18 protein-coding genes and 1 pseudogene are annotated in these 19,368 nt (G+C 74.0%); 13 read left to right on the forward strand and 6 right to left on the reverse strand.

The window, feature by feature from the left end:
• Positions 1 to 124: 124 nt before the first annotated feature.
• Positions 125 to 1,036: an alpha/beta hydrolase fold domain-containing protein gene (locus AC068A_RS20595; RefSeq protein ID WP_478586813.1), complete on the reverse strand. Its 912-nt coding sequence runs from the start codon at positions 1,034 to 1,036 to the stop codon at positions 125 to 127.
• Positions 1,037 to 1,263: 227 nt separating this feature from the next.
• Here AC068A_RS20595 and tdh point away from each other — a divergent pair, with 227 nt between their 5' ends.
• The 3 genes from tdh to AC068A_RS20610 all read left to right on the forward strand — a co-directional run bounded on the left by tdh (position 1,264) and on the right by AC068A_RS20610 (position 4,540).
• On the forward strand, positions 1,264 to 2,292 hold the full coding sequence (gene tdh / locus AC068A_RS20600) for an L-threonine 3-dehydrogenase (protein WP_478586815.1): 1,029 nt from the start codon (positions 1,264 to 1,266) through the stop codon (positions 2,290 to 2,292).
• A gap of 112 nt (positions 2,293 to 2,404) precedes the next feature.
• Positions 2,405 to 3,613 (forward strand): glycine C-acetyltransferase, encoded by a 1,209-nt coding sequence (locus AC068A_RS20605; protein ID WP_478586817.1) that lies wholly within the window; start codon positions 2,405 to 2,407, stop codon positions 3,611 to 3,613.
• Between the two features lie 12 nt (positions 3,614 to 3,625).
• A complete protein-coding gene (locus tag AC068A_RS20610; RefSeq protein ID WP_478586819.1) occupies positions 3,626 to 4,540 on the forward strand; it encodes a LysR family transcriptional regulator in 915 nt (304 codons plus the stop codon).
• A 736-nt stretch (positions 4,541 to 5,276) separates the two neighbouring features.
• Here the strand turns inward: AC068A_RS20610 and AC068A_RS20615 are convergent.
• The gene (locus AC068A_RS20615) at positions 5,277 to 6,092 is read right to left on the reverse strand and encodes a DeoR/GlpR family DNA-binding transcription regulator (protein WP_478586821.1); all 816 of its coding nucleotides are present in this window, start codon (positions 6,090 to 6,092) and stop codon (positions 5,277 to 5,279) included.
• A complete protein-coding gene (locus tag AC068A_RS20620; RefSeq protein ID WP_478586822.1) occupies positions 6,089 to 6,292 on the reverse strand; it encodes a hypothetical protein in 204 nt (67 codons plus the stop codon). The genes AC068A_RS20615 and AC068A_RS20620 overlap by 4 nt, the downstream gene beginning before the upstream one ends.
• A 131-nt stretch (positions 6,293 to 6,423) precedes the next feature.
• Between AC068A_RS20620 and AC068A_RS20625 the strand changes: the two genes are divergently transcribed.
• Entirely contained in the window at positions 6,424 to 7,347 is a 924-nt protein-coding gene (locus AC068A_RS20625) for an SIS domain-containing protein (protein WP_478586823.1), read from the forward strand.
• Complete coding sequence (locus AC068A_RS20630; RefSeq protein ID WP_478586825.1) at positions 7,344 to 8,183, forward strand: class II fructose-bisphosphate aldolase; 840 nt, start codon at positions 7,344 to 7,346, stop codon at positions 8,181 to 8,183. The genes AC068A_RS20625 and AC068A_RS20630 overlap by 4 nt, the downstream gene beginning before the upstream one ends.
• A 71-nt stretch (positions 8,184 to 8,254) precedes the next feature.
• On the opposite strand, the gene AC068A_RS20635 is transcribed toward AC068A_RS20630, so the two are convergent.
• On the reverse strand, positions 8,255 to 9,139 hold the full coding sequence (locus AC068A_RS20635; RefSeq protein ID WP_478586827.1) for a hypothetical protein: 885 nt from the start codon (positions 9,137 to 9,139) through the stop codon (positions 8,255 to 8,257).
• 534 nt (positions 9,140 to 9,673) lie between these two features.
• Between AC068A_RS20635 and AC068A_RS20640 the strand changes: the two genes are divergently transcribed.
• From AC068A_RS20640 to AC068A_RS20655, 4 genes and pseudogenes are all read left to right on the forward strand, one after another.
• Positions 9,674 to 10,864, forward strand: a complete 1,191-nt coding sequence (locus AC068A_RS20640; protein WP_478586829.1) for an acyl-CoA dehydrogenase family protein — start codon at positions 9,674 to 9,676, stop codon at positions 10,862 to 10,864.
• Positions 10,865 to 11,478: 614 nt separating this feature from the next.
• Positions 11,479 to 11,811: pseudogene (locus tag AC068A_RS20645) on the forward strand (alcohol dehydrogenase catalytic domain-containing protein); the annotation flags it as partial.
• 113 nt (positions 11,812 to 11,924) lie between these two features.
• A complete protein-coding gene (locus AC068A_RS20650) occupies positions 11,925 to 12,620 on the forward strand; it encodes a helix-turn-helix domain-containing protein (protein ID WP_478586831.1) in 696 nt (231 codons plus the stop codon).
• Positions 12,621 to 12,783: 163 nt separating this feature from the next.
• A complete protein-coding gene (locus AC068A_RS20655) occupies positions 12,784 to 13,233 on the forward strand; it encodes a universal stress protein (RefSeq protein ID WP_478586833.1) in 450 nt (149 codons plus the stop codon).
• Between the two features lie 222 nt (positions 13,234 to 13,455).
• Here the strand turns inward: AC068A_RS20655 and AC068A_RS20660 are convergent, their stop codons facing one another.
• A complete protein-coding gene (locus AC068A_RS20660) occupies positions 13,456 to 14,100 on the reverse strand; it encodes a CBS domain-containing protein (RefSeq protein ID WP_478586835.1) in 645 nt (214 codons plus the stop codon).
• 417 nt (positions 14,101 to 14,517) lie between these two features.
• On the opposite strand from AC068A_RS20660, the gene AC068A_RS20665 reads away from it, so the two are divergent.
• Positions 14,518 to 16,227: a SulP family inorganic anion transporter gene (locus tag AC068A_RS20665; protein WP_478586837.1), complete on the forward strand. Its 1,710-nt coding sequence runs from the start codon at positions 14,518 to 14,520 to the stop codon at positions 16,225 to 16,227.
• Between the two features lie 212 nt (positions 16,228 to 16,439).
• On the forward strand, positions 16,440 to 17,051 hold the full coding sequence (locus AC068A_RS20670; RefSeq protein ID WP_478586839.1) for an Rv1733c family protein: 612 nt from the start codon (positions 16,440 to 16,442) through the stop codon (positions 17,049 to 17,051).
• Positions 17,052 to 17,087: 36 nt separating this feature from the next.
• Here AC068A_RS20670 and AC068A_RS20675 read toward each other — a convergent pair whose 3' ends face one another.
• Positions 17,088 to 17,573 (reverse strand): CBS domain-containing protein, encoded by a 486-nt coding sequence (locus AC068A_RS20675; protein WP_478586841.1) that lies wholly within the window; start codon positions 17,571 to 17,573, stop codon positions 17,088 to 17,090.
• 239 nt (positions 17,574 to 17,812) lie between these two features.
• Between AC068A_RS20675 and AC068A_RS20680 the strand changes: the two genes are divergently transcribed.
• Together AC068A_RS20680 and AC068A_RS20685 are read left to right on the forward strand one after the other, a co-directional pair.
• Entirely contained in the window at positions 17,813 to 18,106 is a 294-nt protein-coding gene (locus tag AC068A_RS20680; RefSeq protein WP_478586843.1) for a hypothetical protein, read from the forward strand.
• Positions 18,107 to 18,341: 235 nt separating this feature from the next.
• On the forward strand, positions 18,342 to 19,217 hold the full coding sequence (locus AC068A_RS20685) for a universal stress protein (RefSeq protein ID WP_478586845.1): 876 nt from the start codon (positions 18,342 to 18,344) through the stop codon (positions 19,215 to 19,217).
• The last annotated feature ends 151 nt before the right edge of the window (positions 19,218 to 19,368 follow it).

A 19,368-nucleotide genomic window follows, 5' to 3' on the forward strand; every position in this document is an offset into this window, starting at 1 on the left:
GGGTCGAACCCGCTCGGTCCGAACCCGCCCGGTCCGAACCCGCCGGTCCCGCCCGCCGGCGCGGAGGGCCGACTCCCCCGTCCGCCGCGCTCGGCGACGACCGGCACACCCCGGGCGCCGGAGATCACTCCTCCGTCGCCGCCGCCCTGATCAGCTCCACGATCCGGTCCCGGGCGGCCCGCCCTTCCGGCACCGGGAGCAGCGGGTACACGTGCGGCAGCCCCGGCTCCTCGTGGAAGTCCACCTCCGCCCCCGCCGCGCGCGCCCGGCGCAGCAGCTCCCGGCTGTCGGGGCTCAGGACGTCCCGGGTGCCGGTGAACACCGTCAGCGGCGCGAGCCCCGCGAACGAGCCCCGCAGCGGGCTCACCCGCGGATCGTCCGCCGCCAGGGTGCCCGCGTACAGCCGGCCGGCCTCCAGCAGGCCCGGCCGGGCCAGCACCGGATCGTCGGCCTCCAGGGCCGGCTGGTCCGGGTGGCTCATGGTGAGGTCCAGCCAGGGCGAGATCAGCACGATCCGGGACGGCTGGGCCCCCGTACGGTCGCGCAGCCGCTGCGCGGCGGCCAGCGCCAGGCCGGCCCCGGCGGAATCCCCGATGAGCACCGTGCCGCCGGCCCCGCCGCTCTCGATCAGGCCGCTGAGCAGGTCCGCGGCCACCGGAACCGTCCGGTCCGCGGTGCCCCGCGGCGCGAGTATGTACGCCGGTACGACCACCCGGGCCTGCGCCTGCGTCACCAGCGTCCGGATCATCGCCCAGTGCGGCCGGACCAGCTCGTGGATGTACCCGCCGCCGTGGACGTACAGCACTCGGGCGGCCGGCTCCGCCCCGCGCGGCGACACGTCGTACACCGGCCACGCCCCCACGAAGGTGCGCGACACCTCGGCGACCCGGCCCAGCGACCGCGGCGGCAGATGCGACGCCGGCCGGCGGGCCGACTCGGCCACCCGCGCGTGCACCGCCTCCGCGCTCGCGAACCGTCTTCGCCGCCCCGCCGCGATCAGCGCGACCGACAGCGCCCTGCTGCGCAGACTCGGCACGCTCGACACCTCCCCGTTCCCTGCCCCGGCTGATGGCCCGTGCCCAGGCCACAGCCCTGTACGGGAGGAGCATAGGCGTGAAGCCCGGCTCGTGAAGCTGGGCTGTCGACCCGCTTAAGAAATCCTCGATGGACCGATCACCGCCCGGTGGGCAGATTGGTCCCCATCAATACGCCGCACCAGCCCCCGTGGCCGCGGTGCCCTCTGTACATGCCTGGAGCCACACCATGAAGGCACTCGTCAAGCACAAAGCCGAACCCGGGCTGTGGCTGATGGACGTACCGGAGCCGGAGTACGGCCCCGGCGACGTGCTGATCAAGGTGCTGCGCACCGGCATCTGCGGCACCGACCTGCACATCCGCTCCTGGGACGGCTGGGCGCAGGGCGCCGTCAAGACCCCGCTCGTCCTCGGCCACGAGTTCGTGGGCGAGGTCGCCGCGGTCGGCGGCGACGTCCACGACATCGAGATCGGCGCGCTCGTCAGCGGCGAGGGCCACCTCGTCTGCGGCAAGTGCCGCAACTGCCTGGCCGGCCGCCGCCACCTGTGCCGCAGCACCATCGGCCTCGGCGTCGGGCGCGACGGCGCCTTCGCCGAGTACGTGGTCCTGCCCGCGCAGAACGTGTGGGTGCACCGCACCACCGTGGACCTGGACGTCGCGGCGATCTTCGACCCGTTCGGCAACGCCGTCCACACCGCCCTGTCCTTCCCGCTGGTCGGCGAGGACGTGCTGATCACGGGCGCGGGCCCGATCGGCATCATGGCGGCGGCCGTCGCCCGGCACGCCGGCGCGCGCAGCGTCGTCATCACCGACGTCAGCCCGGAGCGCCTGGAGATCGCCCGCAAGGCGGGCGCCACGCTCGCGCTCGACGTCTCGAAGGCGACGATCGCCGACGCGCAGGCGCAGCTGGGGCTGCGCGAGGGCTTCGACATCGGCCTGGAGATGTCCGGCCGCCCCGAGGCGATGCGCGACATGATCGACAACATGACGCACGGCGGCAAGATCGCCATGCTCGGCCTGCCCGCGCAGGAGTTCCCGGTCGACTGGGCGAAGATCGTCACCTCGATGATCACGATCAAGGGCATCTACGGCCGCGAGATGTTCGAGACCTGGTACGCGATGACGGTGCTGCTGGAGGGCGGGCTCGACCTCAGCCCGGTCATCACCGGCCGCTACTCGCACCGCGACTTCGAGGCCGCGTTCGACGAGGCCGCCACGGCCCGCAGCGGCAAGATCATCCTGGACTGGACGGCGTAACGCCCCGCAGACCACCACCCTCCGGCCGGGCCCCGCCCACCCTCCCCCCTCCGCGGGGCCCGGCCCCCCTTCGTCTTCCTCCGCCGCGCGAGGAGAAAGAGAGCACCGCAGCATGTTCGAGACCGTCCGCGAAGACCTTCGCGCCACCCTCGACGAGATCCGCTCCGCCGGCCTGCACAAGCCCGAGCGCGTCATCGGCACCCCGCAGAGCGCGGCCGTCGCCGTGACCGCCGGCGGCACCCCCGGCGAGGTCCTCAACTTCTGCGCCAACAACTACCTCGGCCTTGCAGACCACCCCGAGGTCATCGCCGCCGCCAAGGACGCCCTCGACCGCTGGGGCTACGGCATGGCCTCCGTCCGCTTCATCTGCGGCACGCAGGAGGTGCACAAGGAGCTGGAGGCGCGCCTGTCCTCCTTCCTCGGCCAGGAGGACACGATCCTCTACTCTTCCTGCTTCGACGCCAACGGCGGCGTCTTCGAGACCCTCCTCGGCGCCGAGGACGCGGTCATCTCCGACGCCCTCAACCACGCCTCGATCATCGACGGCATCCGCCTCTCCAAGGCCCGCCGCTTCCGCTACGCCAACCGCGACATGGCCGAGCTGGAGGCGCGCCTGAAGGAGGCCACCGAGGGCGGCGCCCGCCGCAAGCTGATCGTCACCGACGGCGTCTTCTCCATGGACGGCTACGTCGCCCCCCTGACCGAAATCTGCGACCTCGCCGACCGCTACGACGCCATGGTCATGGTCGACGACTCCCACGCCGTCGGCTTCGTCGGCCCCGGCGGCCGCGGAACCCCCGAGCTCCACGGCGTCATGGACCGCGTCGACATCATCACCGGCACCCTCGGCAAGGCCCTCGGCGGCGCCTCCGGCGGCTACGTCGCGGCCCGCGCCGAGATCGTCGAGCTGCTGCGCCAGCGCTCCCGCCCGTACCTCTTCTCCAACTCCCTCGCCCCGGTCATCGCGGCCGCCTCCCTCAAGGTCCTCGACCTGCTGGAGTCGGCGGGCGACCTGCGCGAGCGCCTCGCCGCCAACACCGCCCTCTTCCGCACGAAGATGACCGAGGCCGGCTTCGAGATCCTCCCCGGCGACCACGCCATCGCCCCGGTGATGATCGGCGACGCGGCGGAGGCGGGCCGCATGGCCGAGCTGCTCCTCGAGCGCGGCGTGTACGTGATCGGCTTCTCGTACCCGGTCGTGCCCATGGGCCAGGCCCGGATCCGCGTACAGCTCTCGGCCGCCCACTCCACGGCCGACGTGGAGCGCGCCGTCGCCGCCTTCATCGACGCTCGTGCGGTGCTCGCCGCTGACCAGGGCTGACATCATGGAGGGGTGATCGACCCCCGCCGACTGCGCATCCTGCGAGCCGTGGCGGACCACCGTACGGTGACCGCCGCGGCCGCAGCCCTGTACCTCACCCCCTCCGCCGTCTCCCAACAGCTCGCGGCGCTGGAACAGGAAACCGGGCACGCGCTCCTGACCCGCAGCGGGCGGGGCGTCCGGCTGACGGCCGCCGGCGAGATCCTCCTCAGGCACGCCCACGAGGTCCTGGCACAGTTGGAGCGCGCCGAAGCCGAGCTCGCCGCCTACGCGGGAGGCGCGGCCGGCGAGGTCACCGTGGCCGCCTTCGCAACCGGCATCGCCGAGGTGCTTGCCCCCGCGATCGCCGGCCTCGCCCGCGAGCACCCCGGCATCCGGCTTCGGGTCCGGGACGCCGAAGGCGACGAGAGCCTGCCCATGCTGCTCGACGGCGAAGCCGACCTCGCACTGGCCGTCGAGTACCGGGGCGCCCCGGGCGCCGACGACGGCCGGCTTTCCATCGTCCCGCTGTACGCCGAACCCTTCGACGCGGTGCTCCCGTCGGGGCACCCGCTGGCCGACCTGCCCGAGGTGGCCCTGGCCGACCTCTCGGGCTCGGACTGGGTGGGGCAGTACCCCGGGAACCCGTGCCACGACGTGACCCTGCTGGCGTGCGAGCTGGCCGGGTTCCAGCCGCGGTTCCGGCACTCGTCCGACGACTTCCGGGCCGTGACGGCGCTGGTGGGCGCCGGGGTCGGGGTGGCGCTGGTCCCGCGTTCGGCGCTGCGCGGCATGGACCTCAAGGAGGTCCAGATCCGCCCGGTCGCCGGCCCGGCGGCAACCCGCCGCGTCTTCGCCGCAACCCGCCGCGGCGCAGAATCCCACCCCCTGATCGCCCCGGTCCTGGCGGCCCTGTCACGGGAAGCGGACAGACTGCCGACGCACTAGGGTGCTGGCGGGGGTGGGGATACGGGCCGCAACACGACGGGCAGCGCAGCGAACGCCGAGTCCGAGCGAGCCGCACCACAGGGCCAAACCCGCGGCAGGGGCGGCAGCCCCTTGGCCGCGGGACACACACGCCGAGGCCGGTCGCAGGGACGGCGCGGCGGGCCGCGTGCACCGGGCGGGGTTCCGGCGACCGGGATACCCGCACTGTCGCGGCCACCGGCCCCAGACGGCGGCCGGACGCCGAGAAGACAGGAGCGCGTAGCGATCTGGGGCGCCCGAGGTGCCCCGATGGGCTTCTGGTCGACATTTCCTGCAGGTTGGGCCCGCAACGCCCCCGAATCGGCCCTGATGTTGGCCTTGGGAGCGGCTTTTCGTGCCCGCGGCCCCCGGCACCGGCCGGGCTCTGGTGGTCCGGGCACATGGGGCGCTGCAAGGCGCAGCCGCGGGCCTGCTGCTCTGACGAGGGCCGTTTCCGGCTCCTCTGCCCCCTGGCCATCCTTCGGGGCTTCCCGGCAGTCTGTTGGCATTCCGGGGCGGGCCGGTTCGTCAAGGGTGGAGCGGAGCGACATCGCGCAGCGACGCGACCGCAGGGAGCGCCCTTGACGGGCCGGCCCGCCCCGGAAGGACGATGGGCGGCCGGGAAACCCCGGACACCCCTCCGACCCCGGGTGCGGGCATCCCGCTCACGCGGCCCCGCCCACAGTACGAAGCCCTGCCCCATCCGTGGGCCTCCCCCTCACACCCGCAGCACCTCCATCCCCGCCGCCGCGAAAGCGTTCGCCACGGCGTCCGGGAGGCCCGTGTCCGTGACCAGGGTGTGGACCGACTCCGGCGGGCAGATGCGGGCGAAGGCGCGGACTCCGAGTTTGCTGGAGTCGGCCGCGACGACCACGCGGCGGGCGCGTTCGCACAGGAGGCGGTTCATCGCGGCCTCGTCCTCGTGCCGGGTTGCCGCGCCGTCGGCCGGGTCGAAGGCGTCGACGCCTACGATCGCGGTGTCCACCGTGAGCTGGCCCAGCACCTGCTGGGCCAGCGGGCCGGTCAGCTCGTACGACTGGGCGCGGGCGACCCCACCCGTCAGGACGATCTTGAACTGTGGCCTGATGACGAGCTCTCCCGCGATGTTGAGCGCGTTGGTCACCACCGTCAGCGCCGGCGCCGACGAACCCGGCGTCGGCGAACCCGGCGTTGCCGGCCCCGACGCCAGGTCCGGGCGGCCCGCCAAGGCCCGGGCCACCTCCGTGGTCGTGGTGCCGCCCGTCAGGCCGATCACCTCGCCCGGCGTGACCAGGGCGGCCACCGCCTCGCTGATGCGTTGTTTCTCGGCGGCCCGGCGGGAGGTGCGGTAGCGCAGCGGGAGTTCGTACGAGACCCCGTGCACCACCGCCCCTCCGCGGGTCCGGACCAGCAGCTGCTGTTCGGCCAGCCGGTCGAGGTCGCGGCGGATCGTCGCGGCGGAGACACCGAGGGCTTCCGCCGCCGGTTCGACCTCCAGCTCGCCCCGTTCCACCAGCAGGTCCAGCAGTGCCTGCCAGCGCTCCCTGCGGGTCATGGCCCCCATGGCGTACGCCCCTCCGCTTCCCCGGGCTGATCACCCGTCAGCCGCCCCTCGGCCGTGTCGGCGGTCTCGGCGGTCTCGGCCGTGTCCGCCGTCTCGGCCGTGTCGGCGGTGTCGGCGGTGTCGGCCGTCTCGGCCGTCTCGGCCGTCTCGGCCGTCTCGGCCGTCTCGGCCGTCTCGGCCGTACCCCTCATCCCTCCGACACTAGCCCACCCGATCACCCCCAAGATGCTTGAAGTTGCGCGAAAGCGCCCGATAACGTGCAGCAAACCGCAATAAAGCGAGCGAGTGAGCGCACAAGCCGGGCCAGGAAGCGGGAGCCGTCATGAGCCAGAGCCACGTCGCGTACGAGTTGGGCACACAGCCCGAGTGCTGGGAGCGGGCGGCCGAACTGGCCCCGGCCCGGCGGGCGGTGCTCCCGCAGCCGGGGGAGCGGGCCGCGATCGTCGGGTGCGGGACCTCGTACTACATGGCGCAGGCGGCCGCCGTGTTGCGCGAGGAGGCCGGCGAGGGGGAGACGGACGCGTTCCCCGCATCGGAGTTCCCGCTGCACCGCCGCTACGACCGGGTCGTCGCCCTGACCAGGTCCGGCACCACCACCGAGGTGCTGGACCTGCTCGGCGGGTTGCGGGAGGCGGGCGTGCCCACGACCGCGGTGGTCGGGGACCCGGCGACTCCGGTGATGGGGCTCGCCGACGAGCTGGTGGTCCTGGACTTCGCGGACGAGCAGTCCGTCGTACAGACCCGCTTCGCAACGACCGCCCTCACCCTCCTCCGCGCCCACGTCGGCCGGCAGACCCCCGCCGCGCTCGCCGCCGCGGTCGCCGACGCGCGCACAGTCCTCGCCGAGCAGCTGCCCGAACACCTCCCGAGCCACCGGCAGTTCACCTTCCTCGGCCGCGGCTGGAGCGTGGGACTGGCGCACGAGGCGGCGCTCAAGATGCGCGAGGCGTCACTCTCCTGGGCCGAGTCCTACCCGGCGATGGAGTACCGGCACGGCCCCATCAGCATCACCGGCCCGGGCACGGTCACCTGGTGCCTGGGCGAGGCCCCGGACGGGCTCGCCGAGCAGGTACGGGCAGCCGGCGGCGAGTGGGTGGCGGCCGGGGGGTTGGACCCGCTCGCCGAGCTGGTACGGGTCCACCGGCTGGCCCTTGCCGTCGCCGCCCACCGGGAGCTGGATCCGGACCGGCCGAGGAACCTCACCCGCTCGGTGATCCTCACCACCGGTGAGGGGGCGGTCCGATGAGCCTGGCCGCCGCCGGTGAGCTCGTCGTGGAGGCGGCCGCCGCCGGGCGGGCCGTCGCCGCATTCAACATCATCACGCTGGAGCACGCCGAGGCCGTCGTCGCCGGCGCGGAGCAGGCGGGTGTGCCCGTCATCCTCCAACTGAGCGAGAACGCGGTGAAGTTCCGCGGCGGGGCGGTGCTGCCGATCTCGCGGGCGGCCGCCGCGTGCGCGGAGGCCGCCACGGTCCCGGTCGGCCTGCACCTCGACCACGTCAAGAGCCCCGACCTGCTCCGGCAGGCGGTGGACGCCGGCTTCAGCTCGGTCATGTACGACGCCGCGCAGCTGCCGTACGCGGAAAACCTGGAGGCGACCCGTTCGGCCGCCGACTGGGCGCACGCCAACGGCCTCTGGGTGGAGGCCGAGTTGGGGGAAGTGGGCGGGAAGAACGGAGAGATCCCGTTGGATCCGCACGCGCCCGGCGCCCGTACCGACCCGGACGAGGCCCGCCGGTTCGTGGCCGACTCCGGCGTGGACGCCCTCGCGGTGGCGGTCGGCAGCACCCACGCGATGACCAGCCGCACCGCCTCCCTGGACCATGCGCTGCTGGCCCGGCTGGCCAAGACCGTGGACGTGCCGCTGGTGCTGCACGGCTCCTCCGGCCTGCCGGACGCGGAGCTCGCGGCTGCCGTGGCCGGCGGCATCCGGAAGGTCAACATCGGTACGGCGCTGAACCTGGCCATGACCGAGGCCATCCGCTCCCACCTCACCCCGGCGGACCCGCGCCCGTACCTGACGGCGGCCCGTACGGCGATGGCGGCGACGGCCGCGGCGATGATCAACGCGTTGACGCGCTGACGCGTTGACGCGCTGACGCGTTGACGCGCTGACGCGCTGACGCGCCGACAAAGCCCGGCCATCCGCCCGGCTCAGCGGCGCGGCATCAGCCGGGCCTGGTGGCACGTGATGCCGTGCCACCGGGCCCGGTCCGGGGTGGCGCCCGGGACCAGGGTCCGCCGGGCCTCGATGGCCGTGATGTGGCGGTCGTCGGCGAGGCACAGGACGAGGAACAGCGCCGTGTGCTCCTGCTCGACCGTCTCGAGGTAGTACCAGTCGGCCCGGACGGCCCGGACGGCCCGGACGGCCCGGACGGCCCGGACGGCCCGGACGGCCCGGACGGCCCGGACGGCCCGGTTGCCGGAGAGGAACGGGCGTTGCAGGAAGTCCTGTACGTCCAGCGGGAAGTGGCCGAGGACGTTCTGGGCCTCCGCGGGGTCCAGGACGAGCCGTTCCACCGGCGCGCCAGGCCGGCCGGGCGCAGCCATGGCGCCCCCCGCCGCGGCCGGACCGCCCCCCGCCGCCGGGCCTCCGTCGAAGGTCCGGCTCCGCAGCGTCCCGGGCTCCAGCCGCACCCGCTCGCCCCGGTACTCCCAGGCCGGGCCGGCCGGGCCGGCTGGCCGGCCCCGGAGCCGCTCGGCCGGCCGTTCGGACGGGTGCGGCCGGACCCGGCAGAGCCCGCGGTCACCGAGCACCACCGCGAAGGGGGCGCCGTCCTCGGTGAGGTGGGCCCACCAGAGCAGGACCGTGCCGGCCTTCTCGAGGGTCTTGGCCCGTACGTCGTCCGGCAGCCGCTCCCAGCAGGTGTCCCGGTCGGGGAGCTCCGGGTCGACGGGCAGCGGTCCGGGCTCGTGGATCTGGGTCTGGGTCTGGGGCGAGGGCGGGGTCAGCCCTTCGGGCTGCTCCGCCCGGGCGGCGGGCCGGGCCTCCGACGGTCCTCCTGCCGGCAGCCGGTCCGCCCGCCGCGGTTCCGGCATCCGGTCCCGCCCGGCGAACTCGCGCCCCCATGCCTCGTCCCTGCCCGTGCCCCTGTCCGAACCCCTCTCCCTGCCCGTACCCCTGTCCCTGTCCCTGTCCCTGCTCATGCCCCTGCTCATGTCCATGAGCCCTCCGGATGCGCGCCCCGACCCGACCGACCTGCCATTGTCCGCCAGGGCGGTCCCGGCTGTCAGGCGTTCAGCGCGGCGAGCACGGCCCGCGCGCGAATGCGACCAGGGGCTCGAGCCAGGCGCCGTCGGCCGTGCGCCGCCGCAGCCTGAACGGGACCTCCTCGGTCTCGTCGTAGTCGCAGTAGCCCTTTCAGTCCGTCGAACTCGACCCACGATCTCGCTGCCCGCGGTCACCTTCTGTACGTCCATGGCCAGACTCCGAGTCAGGGGCCCTTCCAGATTCTTGAAACAGGTTCTACTCTGCCCCACGCCAGCCAGCCAGCCAGCCAGCCGGCCAGCCAGCCGACCCGCCGCCCGGCCGGCCGTGCCGCACCACCCGACAGCAGAACACCCGGAGGGGCCGTGCACCTCGAATACACGCCCGAGCAGCAGCAGTTGCGCAGCGAGCTGCGCGCCTACTTCGCCGAGCTGGTACCGCAGGACGTCCACGCCCGCCACGCGGACCCGGCGGCCCAGAAGCGCTTCTACCGGCAGACCGTCCGCCGGCTCGGGGCGGACGGCTGGCTCGGGGTGGGCTGGCCCGAGGAGTACGGCGGGCGCGGCATGTCGGCCATGGACCAGTTCATCTTCTTCGACGAGGCCGCCCAGGCCGTCGTCCCGCTGCCCCTGATGGCCCTCAACACGGTCGGTCCCACCCTCATGGAATTCGGCACCGACGAGCAGAAGGCGTACTTCCTGCCCCGGATCCTCTCCGGCGAGATCGACTTCGCGATCGGCTACAGCGAGCCCGACGCCGGCACCGACCTCGCCGCCCTCAAATGCCGGGCCGTCCGCGAGGGCGACGAGGAGACCGGCACCTACGTCGTCAACGGCCAGAAGATGTGGACCACCAACGGGGACACCGCCGACTGGGTGTGGCTCGCGGTCCGCACCGACCCGGAGGCCCCCGCGCACAAGGGCATCACCATGCTCCTCGTGCCGACGAACGACCCCGGCTACTCGTACACCCTCATCAACACCCTCGCCTCGCACGACACCACGGCCAGCTACTACGAGAACATCCGTGTCCCCGCCGCCCGCCGCGTCGGGCAGGAGAACAAGGGCTGGCGGCTGATCACCAATCAGCTCAACCACGAGCGGGTCACCCTGGCCGCCCACGGCACCATGGCGATCCGGGCGCTGCACGACGTCCAGCGCTGGGCGGCCGCGACCAAGCTGGCGGACGGTCGCCGTGTCATCGACCTCTCCTGGGTCCGCGGCCGCCTCGCCCGCACCCACGCCCGACTCGATGCGATGAAGCTGCTGAACTGGCGGATGGTGAGCGCGGTCCAGGACGGCACCCTGACCCCACAGGACGCCTCCGCCGTCAAGGTGTACGGCTCCGAGGCGCGCCGGGACGCGTACGCCTGGCTGATGGAGGTGGTCGCCGCGGCCGGCCCGCTCAAGGACGGCTCGGCGGGCGCCGTCCTGCGCGGCGAACTGGAGCGCGGCTACCGCAGCGCGGTCATCTTCACCTTCGGCGGCGGCAACAACGAGATCCAGCGCGAGATCATCTCCTGGATCGGCCTGGGCATGCCACGCGTCCGCCGCTGACGGCGGCCGGTGCACGCCGTCGCGGTGACGTCGTTGTCGTCGGCGCCGTTGCCCGGCGGTGACGCCCGGGTTCATGGGGCGGAGGTCGCCTCCAGTCGGCAGTGGACGTCGACGACCGGGAGGCGCTTGACGCGCCGGTCGGCCATGAGGCGGGCGGCGTACGGGAGCGTGGCGTCGGGGGGACCGACCGCGGGGGGCCCGGTTGCGGCGGCGCAGGTCCGCGACACCCTGGAAGAGCCCGCAGTCGACGAGGATCGGGGCCGGGCGGGCCGAGGCGGTGGAAGCGGGGGACGGGGCTGACCGCAGCATGGCAGCAACATGGCAGCGGCATGGCAGCAGCGCTCCTTTCGGGACTCCCGGGGTGGGTGCCCACCTCCACCGTCGCACCCGCAGGGCCCTCCGGCAGGGTCCCGACCGGTCCCCGCACAGGGGCCGACCGGCCCAAGCGGGCCGCAGGGCCACGGGCCCAGCCTGGCGGTGATCCCTTCCGCACAGGCCCGCACAGCACGCACAGAGACCCAGAGACAGCACACACAGAGAGAGGCGCAGCACCCCGCACAGCACACAGAGAGAGGCACAGCACCCCGCACAGCACACAGAGAGAAGGCCGCGCCATGAAGGCACTCGTCTTCCACGGGCCCGGACAGACCAGTTGGCAGGAGGTCCCGGACCCCTCGGTCAAGGACGCCGCCGACGCGATCGTACGGGTCGACTCCGTCACCATTTGCGGCACCGACCTGCACATCATCAAGGGCGACGTGCCCGACGTGGCCCCCGGCCGGATCCTGGGCCACGAGGCCGTCGGCACCGTCGTCGAGACCGGCGGCGATGTCCGCACCGTCCGCCCCCGCGACCGCGTCCTGATCTCCTGCGTCTCCGCCTGCGGCCGCTGCCGTTTCTGCCGCGAAGCCCGCTACGGCCAGTGCCGCGGGGGCGGCGGCTGGGTCGACCAGATGGAAGAGGCGTACGACGTCTTCTCCCGCGCCGGCGACACCGGCGCCCTCAAGGTCGCGCTCGGCGGACCGCAGCACAACACGGTCGCCGTGCCGCCCCAGGAGCGGTGATCACCGTGGAGAGCATCCGGCGCACCACGCCTGAGCCGTCCGATGGCACGGCCGGACGCACCGACCTGGGCCGCCGTCTGGCGGCCCGCCGCGAGGCCGTCGGCCTGAGCCGCGAGGAACTGGGCCGGCGGTGTGGAGCGGACGGCACCTACATCGCCTACCTGGAGGAGCACGCGGCCTCGCCGTCCACCGGCACCCTCGTCCGGGTCGCCGATGCCCTCGGCATCACCGTCGACGACCTGACCGGCGCGAGCGCCGAACGGGTCCCCGGCCGGTTCGCCGTCCGGCGCGACACCGCGCTCGTGCCGATGGACGAGGCCGAATGCCGACGGCTGCTGGGCACGGACGGCGTGGGCCGCATCGGCGTCTTCACCGCCGACGGCCCGGCCGTCCTCCCCGTCAACTACCTGGTCACGGGGACCGGCATCGCCTTCCGCACCCACGTACAGGCCGTTGCCGCCGGAGCCGCGGGAACCGAGGCCGCCTTCGAGATCGACCACATCGACGACGTGACCGCCGAAGGCTGGAGCGTACTGGCCGTCGGCGAACTCACGGCCGTCACCGACGCCGGCGAACTCCGGCACCTGAGCGCCCAGGCCCGGTGGTCCCACCCCTGGGCCGGCGGCGAGCGCGCCCACTGGATGAAGCTCACCCCCGTCCGGCTCACCGGCCGCCGTGTGGTGCACGGCTGATGGAGTCGCCGCAGGCCGGGAGCGGTGGTTCCGCCGGCCTGCGGGCTGAGGCGGCCGTGCACCGCGTCACCTGCGGAGAACGCCGCACTACGGATGGTCTCGCGTGGCGGGGCGTGCGTGCCTCGCACACGCTGGAGGTAGAGCGTTGTAAGGGGTGAAGGGCATGGGAACGCAGCATGAGGCTCCGCGGATCGTGGTAGGCGTCGACGGGTCGCCCTCCTCCCAGGCCGCCCTGCGCTGGGCGGTGCGGTACGCCGGCCTCGTCGGCGGGAAGGTGGACGCGGTCACGGCATGGGAGGTGCCGGGCAGTGCCTCCTGGTCGGCTCCGGCGGTGGACGCCACGTTCGACGAGGAAGAGGCCGAACGGAGTCTGGTCGAAGAGGTACGCACGGTACTCGGCGAGGACGGCGCCTCCCTGGTCCACGAGCGCCTGGTGCACGGCCACCCGGCCGACGTCCTGGTGGACGAGTCCGAAGGCGCCGAAATGCTGGTCGTGGGCAGTCGCGGCCGCGGCGGCTTCCGCCGGGCCCTGCTCGGTTCGGTGAGCCAACAGGTGGCACTCCACGCCGCGTGCCCGGTGACCATCGTCCGTCCGGACGTGCCCGTGGACTGAACACCCCGCCGGCCCGGCACACCGTGACCCGGCACACCGTGACCCGGCACACCGTGACCCGGCACACCGTGAAGCGACATCCTTCAGGCGCGTCGGTCGGAAACGGCCGGCGCCCGCGGGCCAGTGCATGTTCGGCGGTGCCCGCCTCACCCACGACGGGCTACGCACCCCGTGGGCGGTGGCGGAGCGCTCCGGCGGCACCGCCACTGTGCGGCACCGCCACTACGCGGCGGTGCCGATGGAGCCGTCCAGCTCCATCCGGACGTCCACGACCCCCTCGACGGCGCGGATCGCCCGCGCGAGCAGGGGTACCAGTGTCCGGTCCCGCAGCGCACCACGCAGGATGACGACGCCCTCCTCGACGGCGATGTCCAGGGTCACGTCGGGCGCCAGCTCGGTGAGCACTGCCTGGCGGATCTCCTCCTCGAGCTCCTCGTCGGACCGCAGGAACACCTTGAGCAGGTCACTGCGGCTGACGATGCCCTCCAGCATGCCGACCTCGTTCACCACGGGCAGGCGCTTGACCCGCCGGCGGGCCATGATCCGCGCGGCCTCGGCAACCGGGGCGCCTGGGTGGACGGTGACGGCCGGGCTCGACATGAGCTCCTCGGCCAGCACCCCGCCGGCCTTGGACGCCTCTTCCAGCTCGTTGGGAAGCGCGGGTTCCGTATACCGGAACTCCTCCTTCGGCAGGAGGTCGGCCTCGGACACCACGCCGACGACCCGGCCCTCGCCCTCCAGGACGGGGACCGCGCTGACCTTCCACTGGTGCATGAGCTCGACGATCTCCTTGTAGGACGCCTCGCGGCCGATCGCGATGGCGGTGTGCGTCATGACGTCGCTGACCGTGTAGCGGAACGCGGGCATGGCCGACTCCTTCGCCGTGCGGATGATCACAGGTGGCTGCCGCTGCCGCTGCCGCTGCCGCTGACGTACGGCGCGTGGTTCTGGACGGCCTCCTGGTACGAGTCCGTCTTCCATTCTCAGTCTTCGGTGTTCGCGCTCCGATGTACTCCGGGCATGGGCCCTGTGGTCCCCTCTGGGGCCCGGCCGGCCCTACCGGGGACGCCGGGAGCAAACGACAGGACGGTTCGACGCTGGCGGCCACCGTGGGTCGAGGGCGCGCGTCCGGCGCCGTCCGGATCCGGCCCGACCTCGTCACCGGGTTCCGTCTGCGTGCGGGCAGTCCGTAGCGGTCGGCCCGCGCGGTTCGCACCCCCGCATCCTGCTTCGCGGCACGATGGTTCGGCACACGACAGGCCCGCAGTGAGTCCCGGAGGTGCCATGCGGAAGCAAGGACGGACCGCCGCCGTTCCGCCCGCCTTCCGCGGCTACCGGAGAGACCGGCTGCGCGGCGACCTCCTGGCCGGGATCACGGTCGCCGCCTATCTCGTCCCCCAGGTCATGGCCTACGCGGGAGTGGCCGGCCTGCCCCCGGTCACCGGCCTGTGGGCCATCCTCCCGGCCATGGTCCTGTACGCCCTGAGCGGCTCCTCCCGTCTGCTGTCCGTCGGCCCGGAGTCCACCACCGCCCTCATGACCGCCGTCGCCGTGGGCCCGCTGGCAGCCGGCGACCCCGCGCGGTACGCGGCGCTCGCGGCAGCCCTGGCCGTCGTGGTCGGCCTGCTCTGCACGGTCGCGTGGGCCGTCCGGCTCGGCTTCCTCGCCGACCTCCTCTCCCGGCCCGTACTCGTCGGCTACCTGGCCGGGGTCGCCTTCATCATGATCGTGGACCAACTGCCGCGCCTCACCGGCTCCAGCGCCGGCGGATCCGGGTTCTTTCCCCAGTTGTTCTCGTTCCTCCGCCACCTGGACGACGTGCACCGGCCCACGGCCCTCCTGGCCGCGGGATGCCTGCTCCTGCTGTTCACCCTGCCCCGGTTGTGGCCCGCCGTACCCGGACCGCTCGCCGTCCTCGTGCTCGCCACGGCCGCGGTGGCGGCCTTCGCACTCGACGAGAACCGGGGCGTCGACGTCATCGGCGCCGTACCGAGCGGCCTGCCGGGCTTCGCCCTGCCACGACCGGGGGACCTCACCGGCCTGGTCCTGCCGGCTCTCGGCGTCCTCCTGGTCGGCTACACCGACGTCGTCCTCACCGCCCGCGCCTTCGCGCGCCACGACGACCCGCACCCGCTGGACCCCAACCGCGAGCTGCTGGCCCTCGGCGCGGCCAACCTCGGTGCCGGTGTCCTGCACGGTTTTCCCGTCAGCAGCAGCGCGAGCCGCACCGCCCTCGCCGATTCCGCGGGCGCCCGCACCCAGGGGTACTCCCTCGTCGGGGCCGCCTGCGTGGCCGCCGTCCTGCTCTTCCTCGGCCCGCTGCTGACCCACACGCCGTCAGCGGCCCTCGGTGCGATCGTCGTCTACGCCGCCGTCCGCCTCGTGGAGGTGGGTGAGTTCCGCCGCCTCGCCGGCTTCCGCCGCCGCGAGCTCCTCCTGGCGCTCGGCTGTACCCTCGGCGTCCTCACCCTCGGCATCCTGTACGGGGTCCTGGTCGCGGTGGCCCTCTCCGTCATCGAGCTGCTCGCCAGGGTCGCCCGCCCGCACGACGCCGTCCTGGGCATCGTCCCCGGTCTGGCCGGCATGCACGACATCGACGACTACCCGACCGCCCGCACCATCCCCGGCCTGCTCGTCTACCGCTACGACTCCCCGCTGTTCTTCGCCAATGCCGAGGACTTCCGCCGGCGCGCCCTGGCCGCCGTCGACGCCCAGGAGGAGCCGGTGCGCTGGTTCGTCCTGAACACCGAAGCCAACGTCGAGGTCGACATCACCGCCCTCGACGCCGTCGAAGCCCTGCGCGCCGAACTTGTCCAGCGGGACATCGTGTTCGCCTTGGCCCGTGTCAAACAGGACCTCCGGCAACCCCTCGATGCGTACGGCCTCGCGGCGGCGGTCGGCCCGGACCGGATCTACCCCACCCTTCCCACGGCGGTCGCCGCCTACCGCGCCTGGCGAGGCAGCACGGGCAGCGGTCCGGCCGGCGCCACGTGACACGCCTGCGGCCTCGCGCTGTGCGTGTCACCGGGCCCGCGCCGCCCGTATCGGTGCGGGGGCGGCGCAGGGCCCAGGTGGTCGGCCCCACGATCGCGATCGGGGCGGTGGGCTTCGCCGTCGACCTCGTCGCGCTCGCCCGGGCAGCGGGGGCGGAGCACAGTGGGGAGGGAGCACAGTGGGGAGGAGGGGAAACACCCCGGAGGTGCACGATGTCCTGCCGGACACCCGGCCGGGGTGCCGGTACGGGGGCCAACCCGCTGCGGCGGCGAGCCGACCGTGCCCGCGCCCGCTGGCACGCCGTCTTCGCGCTCGCCTGCGCGCTCGCGGTGGTCTGCGCGATCGGCACCGGCCTGGCCGTGCGCGCCGCCGGCGAGCGCGCCGCCGAGGCCCGGGCCCGCGTCCTGCACCGGGTCACGGCCACCACCCTGGCCCAGCCGGTGGGGCCGGAGGCAGCCCGCGCCGCCGGCGCGCCCGCTGCCTCGGCGCAGGCCACCTGGCGCTATCCGGGCTCCCGCGTGCACACCGGGCCCGTCCCCGTCCCTCCCCGCACGCCGGCCGGCAAAGCCGTCGCCATATGGGTGGACGACGCCGGGGACGTGTCCCTCAAGCCGCCGCGCACCGCGGACGCGATCACCCTCGACGCCATCGCTGCGGCCGTCGGCGCCCTCACGGCGATCGTCCTGTGCGCCGGCGGCCTGGTCTCCGTACGCCTGCGCCGGATCGAGGCGGGCAGCTTGCGGCAGTGGGAGCTCGACTGGGCGCGCGTCGAGCCGTACTGGTCCGGGCGCGCCCGCCCGGAGCAGGACGCGGGCGACGACTGAGGACGGGCAGCGTCGGACGCCAGGCGCCGGCTACGGCTACACGGTGTCCGGCGGGCCCGGAGGCTCCGCGAGCACGCTCCAGGCGACCGGCCCCAGCAGGTCCGCCACCCGCTGGAAGACGTCCATCAGCAGGTCGTCCACCGTCAGCATGCCCACCACCCGGCCCCCGTCCAGCACGGGAAGCCGCCGCACACCGGTGTTCCGGAAGATCCGGTACGCCGTGTGGATGTCGTCCCCGGCATCCACGGTGACGACCGGGGCGGACATCACCGTCCGCACCGCCTCGGCCGGGTCGGCGCCCGAGGCCACGACGCGCACGGCGAGGTCCCGGTCGGTGACGATGCCGCACACCTCCTCGCCCTCCGTCACGACGACGGAGCCGACGCCGTGGCCTTCCATGCGCCGGGCGACCTCCTCGATCGGAGTTCCGGCGGGGACGGCAACCGCCGGCGCCGACATGGACGCGGACACCTTCGCCGCGGACACTCGTGATGCGGACACCTTCGATGCGGGGACCCTCATGGTCCGGATCCTTCCGGGCCGCGCCCCTGTGGAAACCCCATCGCAGGGGCGCGGCCCCGGCCGGTGCAGGGCCGAGCGGGGCCCGCTCGCGGGCCGCACGGCCCTGTGCCGTCCGTCCGTGCTGCCGCAGCATGAATCCAGGGAAACGGGTTCCGCTACGCCGTCCGGAACAAGTCCACACCAACCGCATCAACCACACCACACCAGACCAGTCCAGCCCCGTTCCGAGGTGATCTGACATGGCATCCGCAGAATGGACCACTCCCGGGGTGTACGCCGGCCCGGGCGGCGTGCTCACCGACGCAGCCGGCACCCTCACCGGTGAACTGACGGTGCACACCACATGGGAGCAGGAGCGGGCGCACATCGCGGTGCAGTATTCGGGCGCGTCCGAGTGGTACGCCCTCGCCGGCAGCCCCGTGGCCTGCCCGACCCCCGAGGCCAGCCGGGCGGTGCACCAGCGCGCGGTGGAGGCCGTGCGCACCGGCGGGGCGGTGCCCTTCACCCCGTGGCCGACCACGATCCCGAGCTGACCGTCGGCGTCCTTCTCCACGAGCCTGCTGCCGGCCGGCAGCGAGCGGGCACGTCCTGGTCAGGGCCCCGCCTGCCGCGTCGGGGCGGAGGGTGCCGACCGGCCCCGGGCGAGGGCCGATCGGCCCCTTCGGCGGGCGGGTGCCGGGCCGCCAGAGTGGGAGCGGGCGGCCCCGCGCCGCATCCCGAGAACGCAGCCGCGCAGCCGAGCAGCCGAGCAGTATGGAGGGCAGAGCCGTGACACCTGTCATCGCCGTCGGAGTGGACGGATCCCCGGAGAGCCGGGCCGCCGCGCGGTGGGCGGCGGCCGAGGCGGCCCGGCGCGGCCTGGGCCTGCGCCTGGTCCATGCCTGGCTGTGGCAGCCGGTCGCACTGCCGATGGCCCAGGACCGGGACGAGGAGGCCCGCCGGGCCGACGCCGTCCTGCACGCCGCGGCCGACGAGGTCGCCGTGCACCACCCGGAGTTGCGCATCGTCACCGAGGTCGTCCGGGACGCGCCGGTGCCCGCCCTGCTGCGGGAGGCGGAGCAGGCGGAGCTGCTGGCCCTGGGCACCCGCGGCCACGGCCCGCTGCTCGGCTTCCTGCTGGGCTCGTACGGGCAGCAGGTCATCGGCGAGGCCGCCTGCCCGGTGGTCTCCGTACGCGCGGCCGGCGAGGAGCGGGTGGACGGCGGGCCGGGCGAGGTCGTCGTCGGCCAGTACGGCTACCTGGAGGACAGCCACGACGTCCTCGGCTTCGCGTTCGAGGCGGCGGCCGCGCGCGGGGCTGCCGTACGGGCGGTGCGCGCCTGGGACCTGCCGTCGATCTACGCGTACAGCCCGGGCTCGATGTGGATCTCCGACCAGGACGGCGGGCTGGTGCAGTACGAGCAGGCGGCGCTGCGCCGGGCGCTGGAGCCCTGGCGCGAGAAGTACCCGGAGGTGCCCGTGGTGGAGCACGTCGAGCTGGGCACTGCCGGGCAGGTGCTGCTGTCGGCGGCGGAGGGGTCCGCGTCGCTGCTGGTCGTGGGGCGGCGTACGCGCAAGGGGCCGGTCGGCAGCCGGATCGGTTCGGCGGCCCACGCGGTGCTGCACCACGCGCGGTGCCCCGTGGCCGTGGTGCCGCAGTCGTGAGCTCCCGGGCGGCGGCAGGCCACCGCCCGCCGACCGCCGCCGGCCGCCCCCCCCTCCGGCCGGGGTGCCCGGCTTGTCCCTGTACAGGACCAAGGCGTCGGCTGCCATCCCTACGGCCTTTACTCTACCATCTACCCCCACCCTGACGCAC

Source organism: Streptomyces sp. NPDC043854, from assembly GCF_056436005.1.

Coding starts and splice junctions, on each gene's coding strand:
- tdh (WP_478586815.1), top strand. CDS start 1,264: ATGAAGGCACTCGTCAAGCACAAAGCCGAACCCGGGCTGTGGCTGATG.
- AC068A_RS20605 (WP_478586817.1), top strand. CDS start 2,405: ATGTTCGAGACCGTCCGCGAAGACCTTCGCGCCACCCTCGACGAGATC.
- AC068A_RS20615 (WP_478586821.1), bottom strand. CDS start 6,092: ATGACCCGCAGGGAGCGCTGGCAGGCACTGCTGGACCTGCTGGTGGAA.
- AC068A_RS20620 (WP_478586822.1), bottom strand. CDS start 6,292: ATGAGGGGTACGGCCGAGACGGCCGAGACGGCCGAGACGGCCGAGACG.
- AC068A_RS20625 (WP_478586823.1), top strand. CDS start 6,424: ATGAGCCAGAGCCACGTCGCGTACGAGTTGGGCACACAGCCCGAGTGC.
- AC068A_RS20630 (WP_478586825.1), top strand. CDS start 7,344: ATGAGCCTGGCCGCCGCCGGTGAGCTCGTCGTGGAGGCGGCCGCCGCC.
- AC068A_RS20635 (WP_478586827.1), bottom strand. CDS start 9,139: ATGCCGGAACCGCGGCGGGCGGACCGGCTGCCGGCAGGAGGACCGTCG.
- AC068A_RS20655 (WP_478586833.1), top strand. CDS start 12,784: ATGGGAACGCAGCATGAGGCTCCGCGGATCGTGGTAGGCGTCGACGGG.
- AC068A_RS20660 (WP_478586835.1), bottom strand. CDS start 14,100: ATGCCCGCGTTCCGCTACACGGTCAGCGACGTCATGACGCACACCGCC.
- AC068A_RS20665 (WP_478586837.1), top strand. CDS start 14,518: ATGCGGAAGCAAGGACGGACCGCCGCCGTTCCGCCCGCCTTCCGCGGC.
- AC068A_RS20670 (WP_478586839.1), top strand. CDS start 16,440: ATGTCCTGCCGGACACCCGGCCGGGGTGCCGGTACGGGGGCCAACCCG.
- AC068A_RS20675 (WP_478586841.1), bottom strand. CDS start 17,573: ATGAGGGTCCCCGCATCGAAGGTGTCCGCATCACGAGTGTCCGCGGCG.
- AC068A_RS20680 (WP_478586843.1), top strand. CDS start 17,813: ATGGCATCCGCAGAATGGACCACTCCCGGGGTGTACGCCGGCCCGGGC.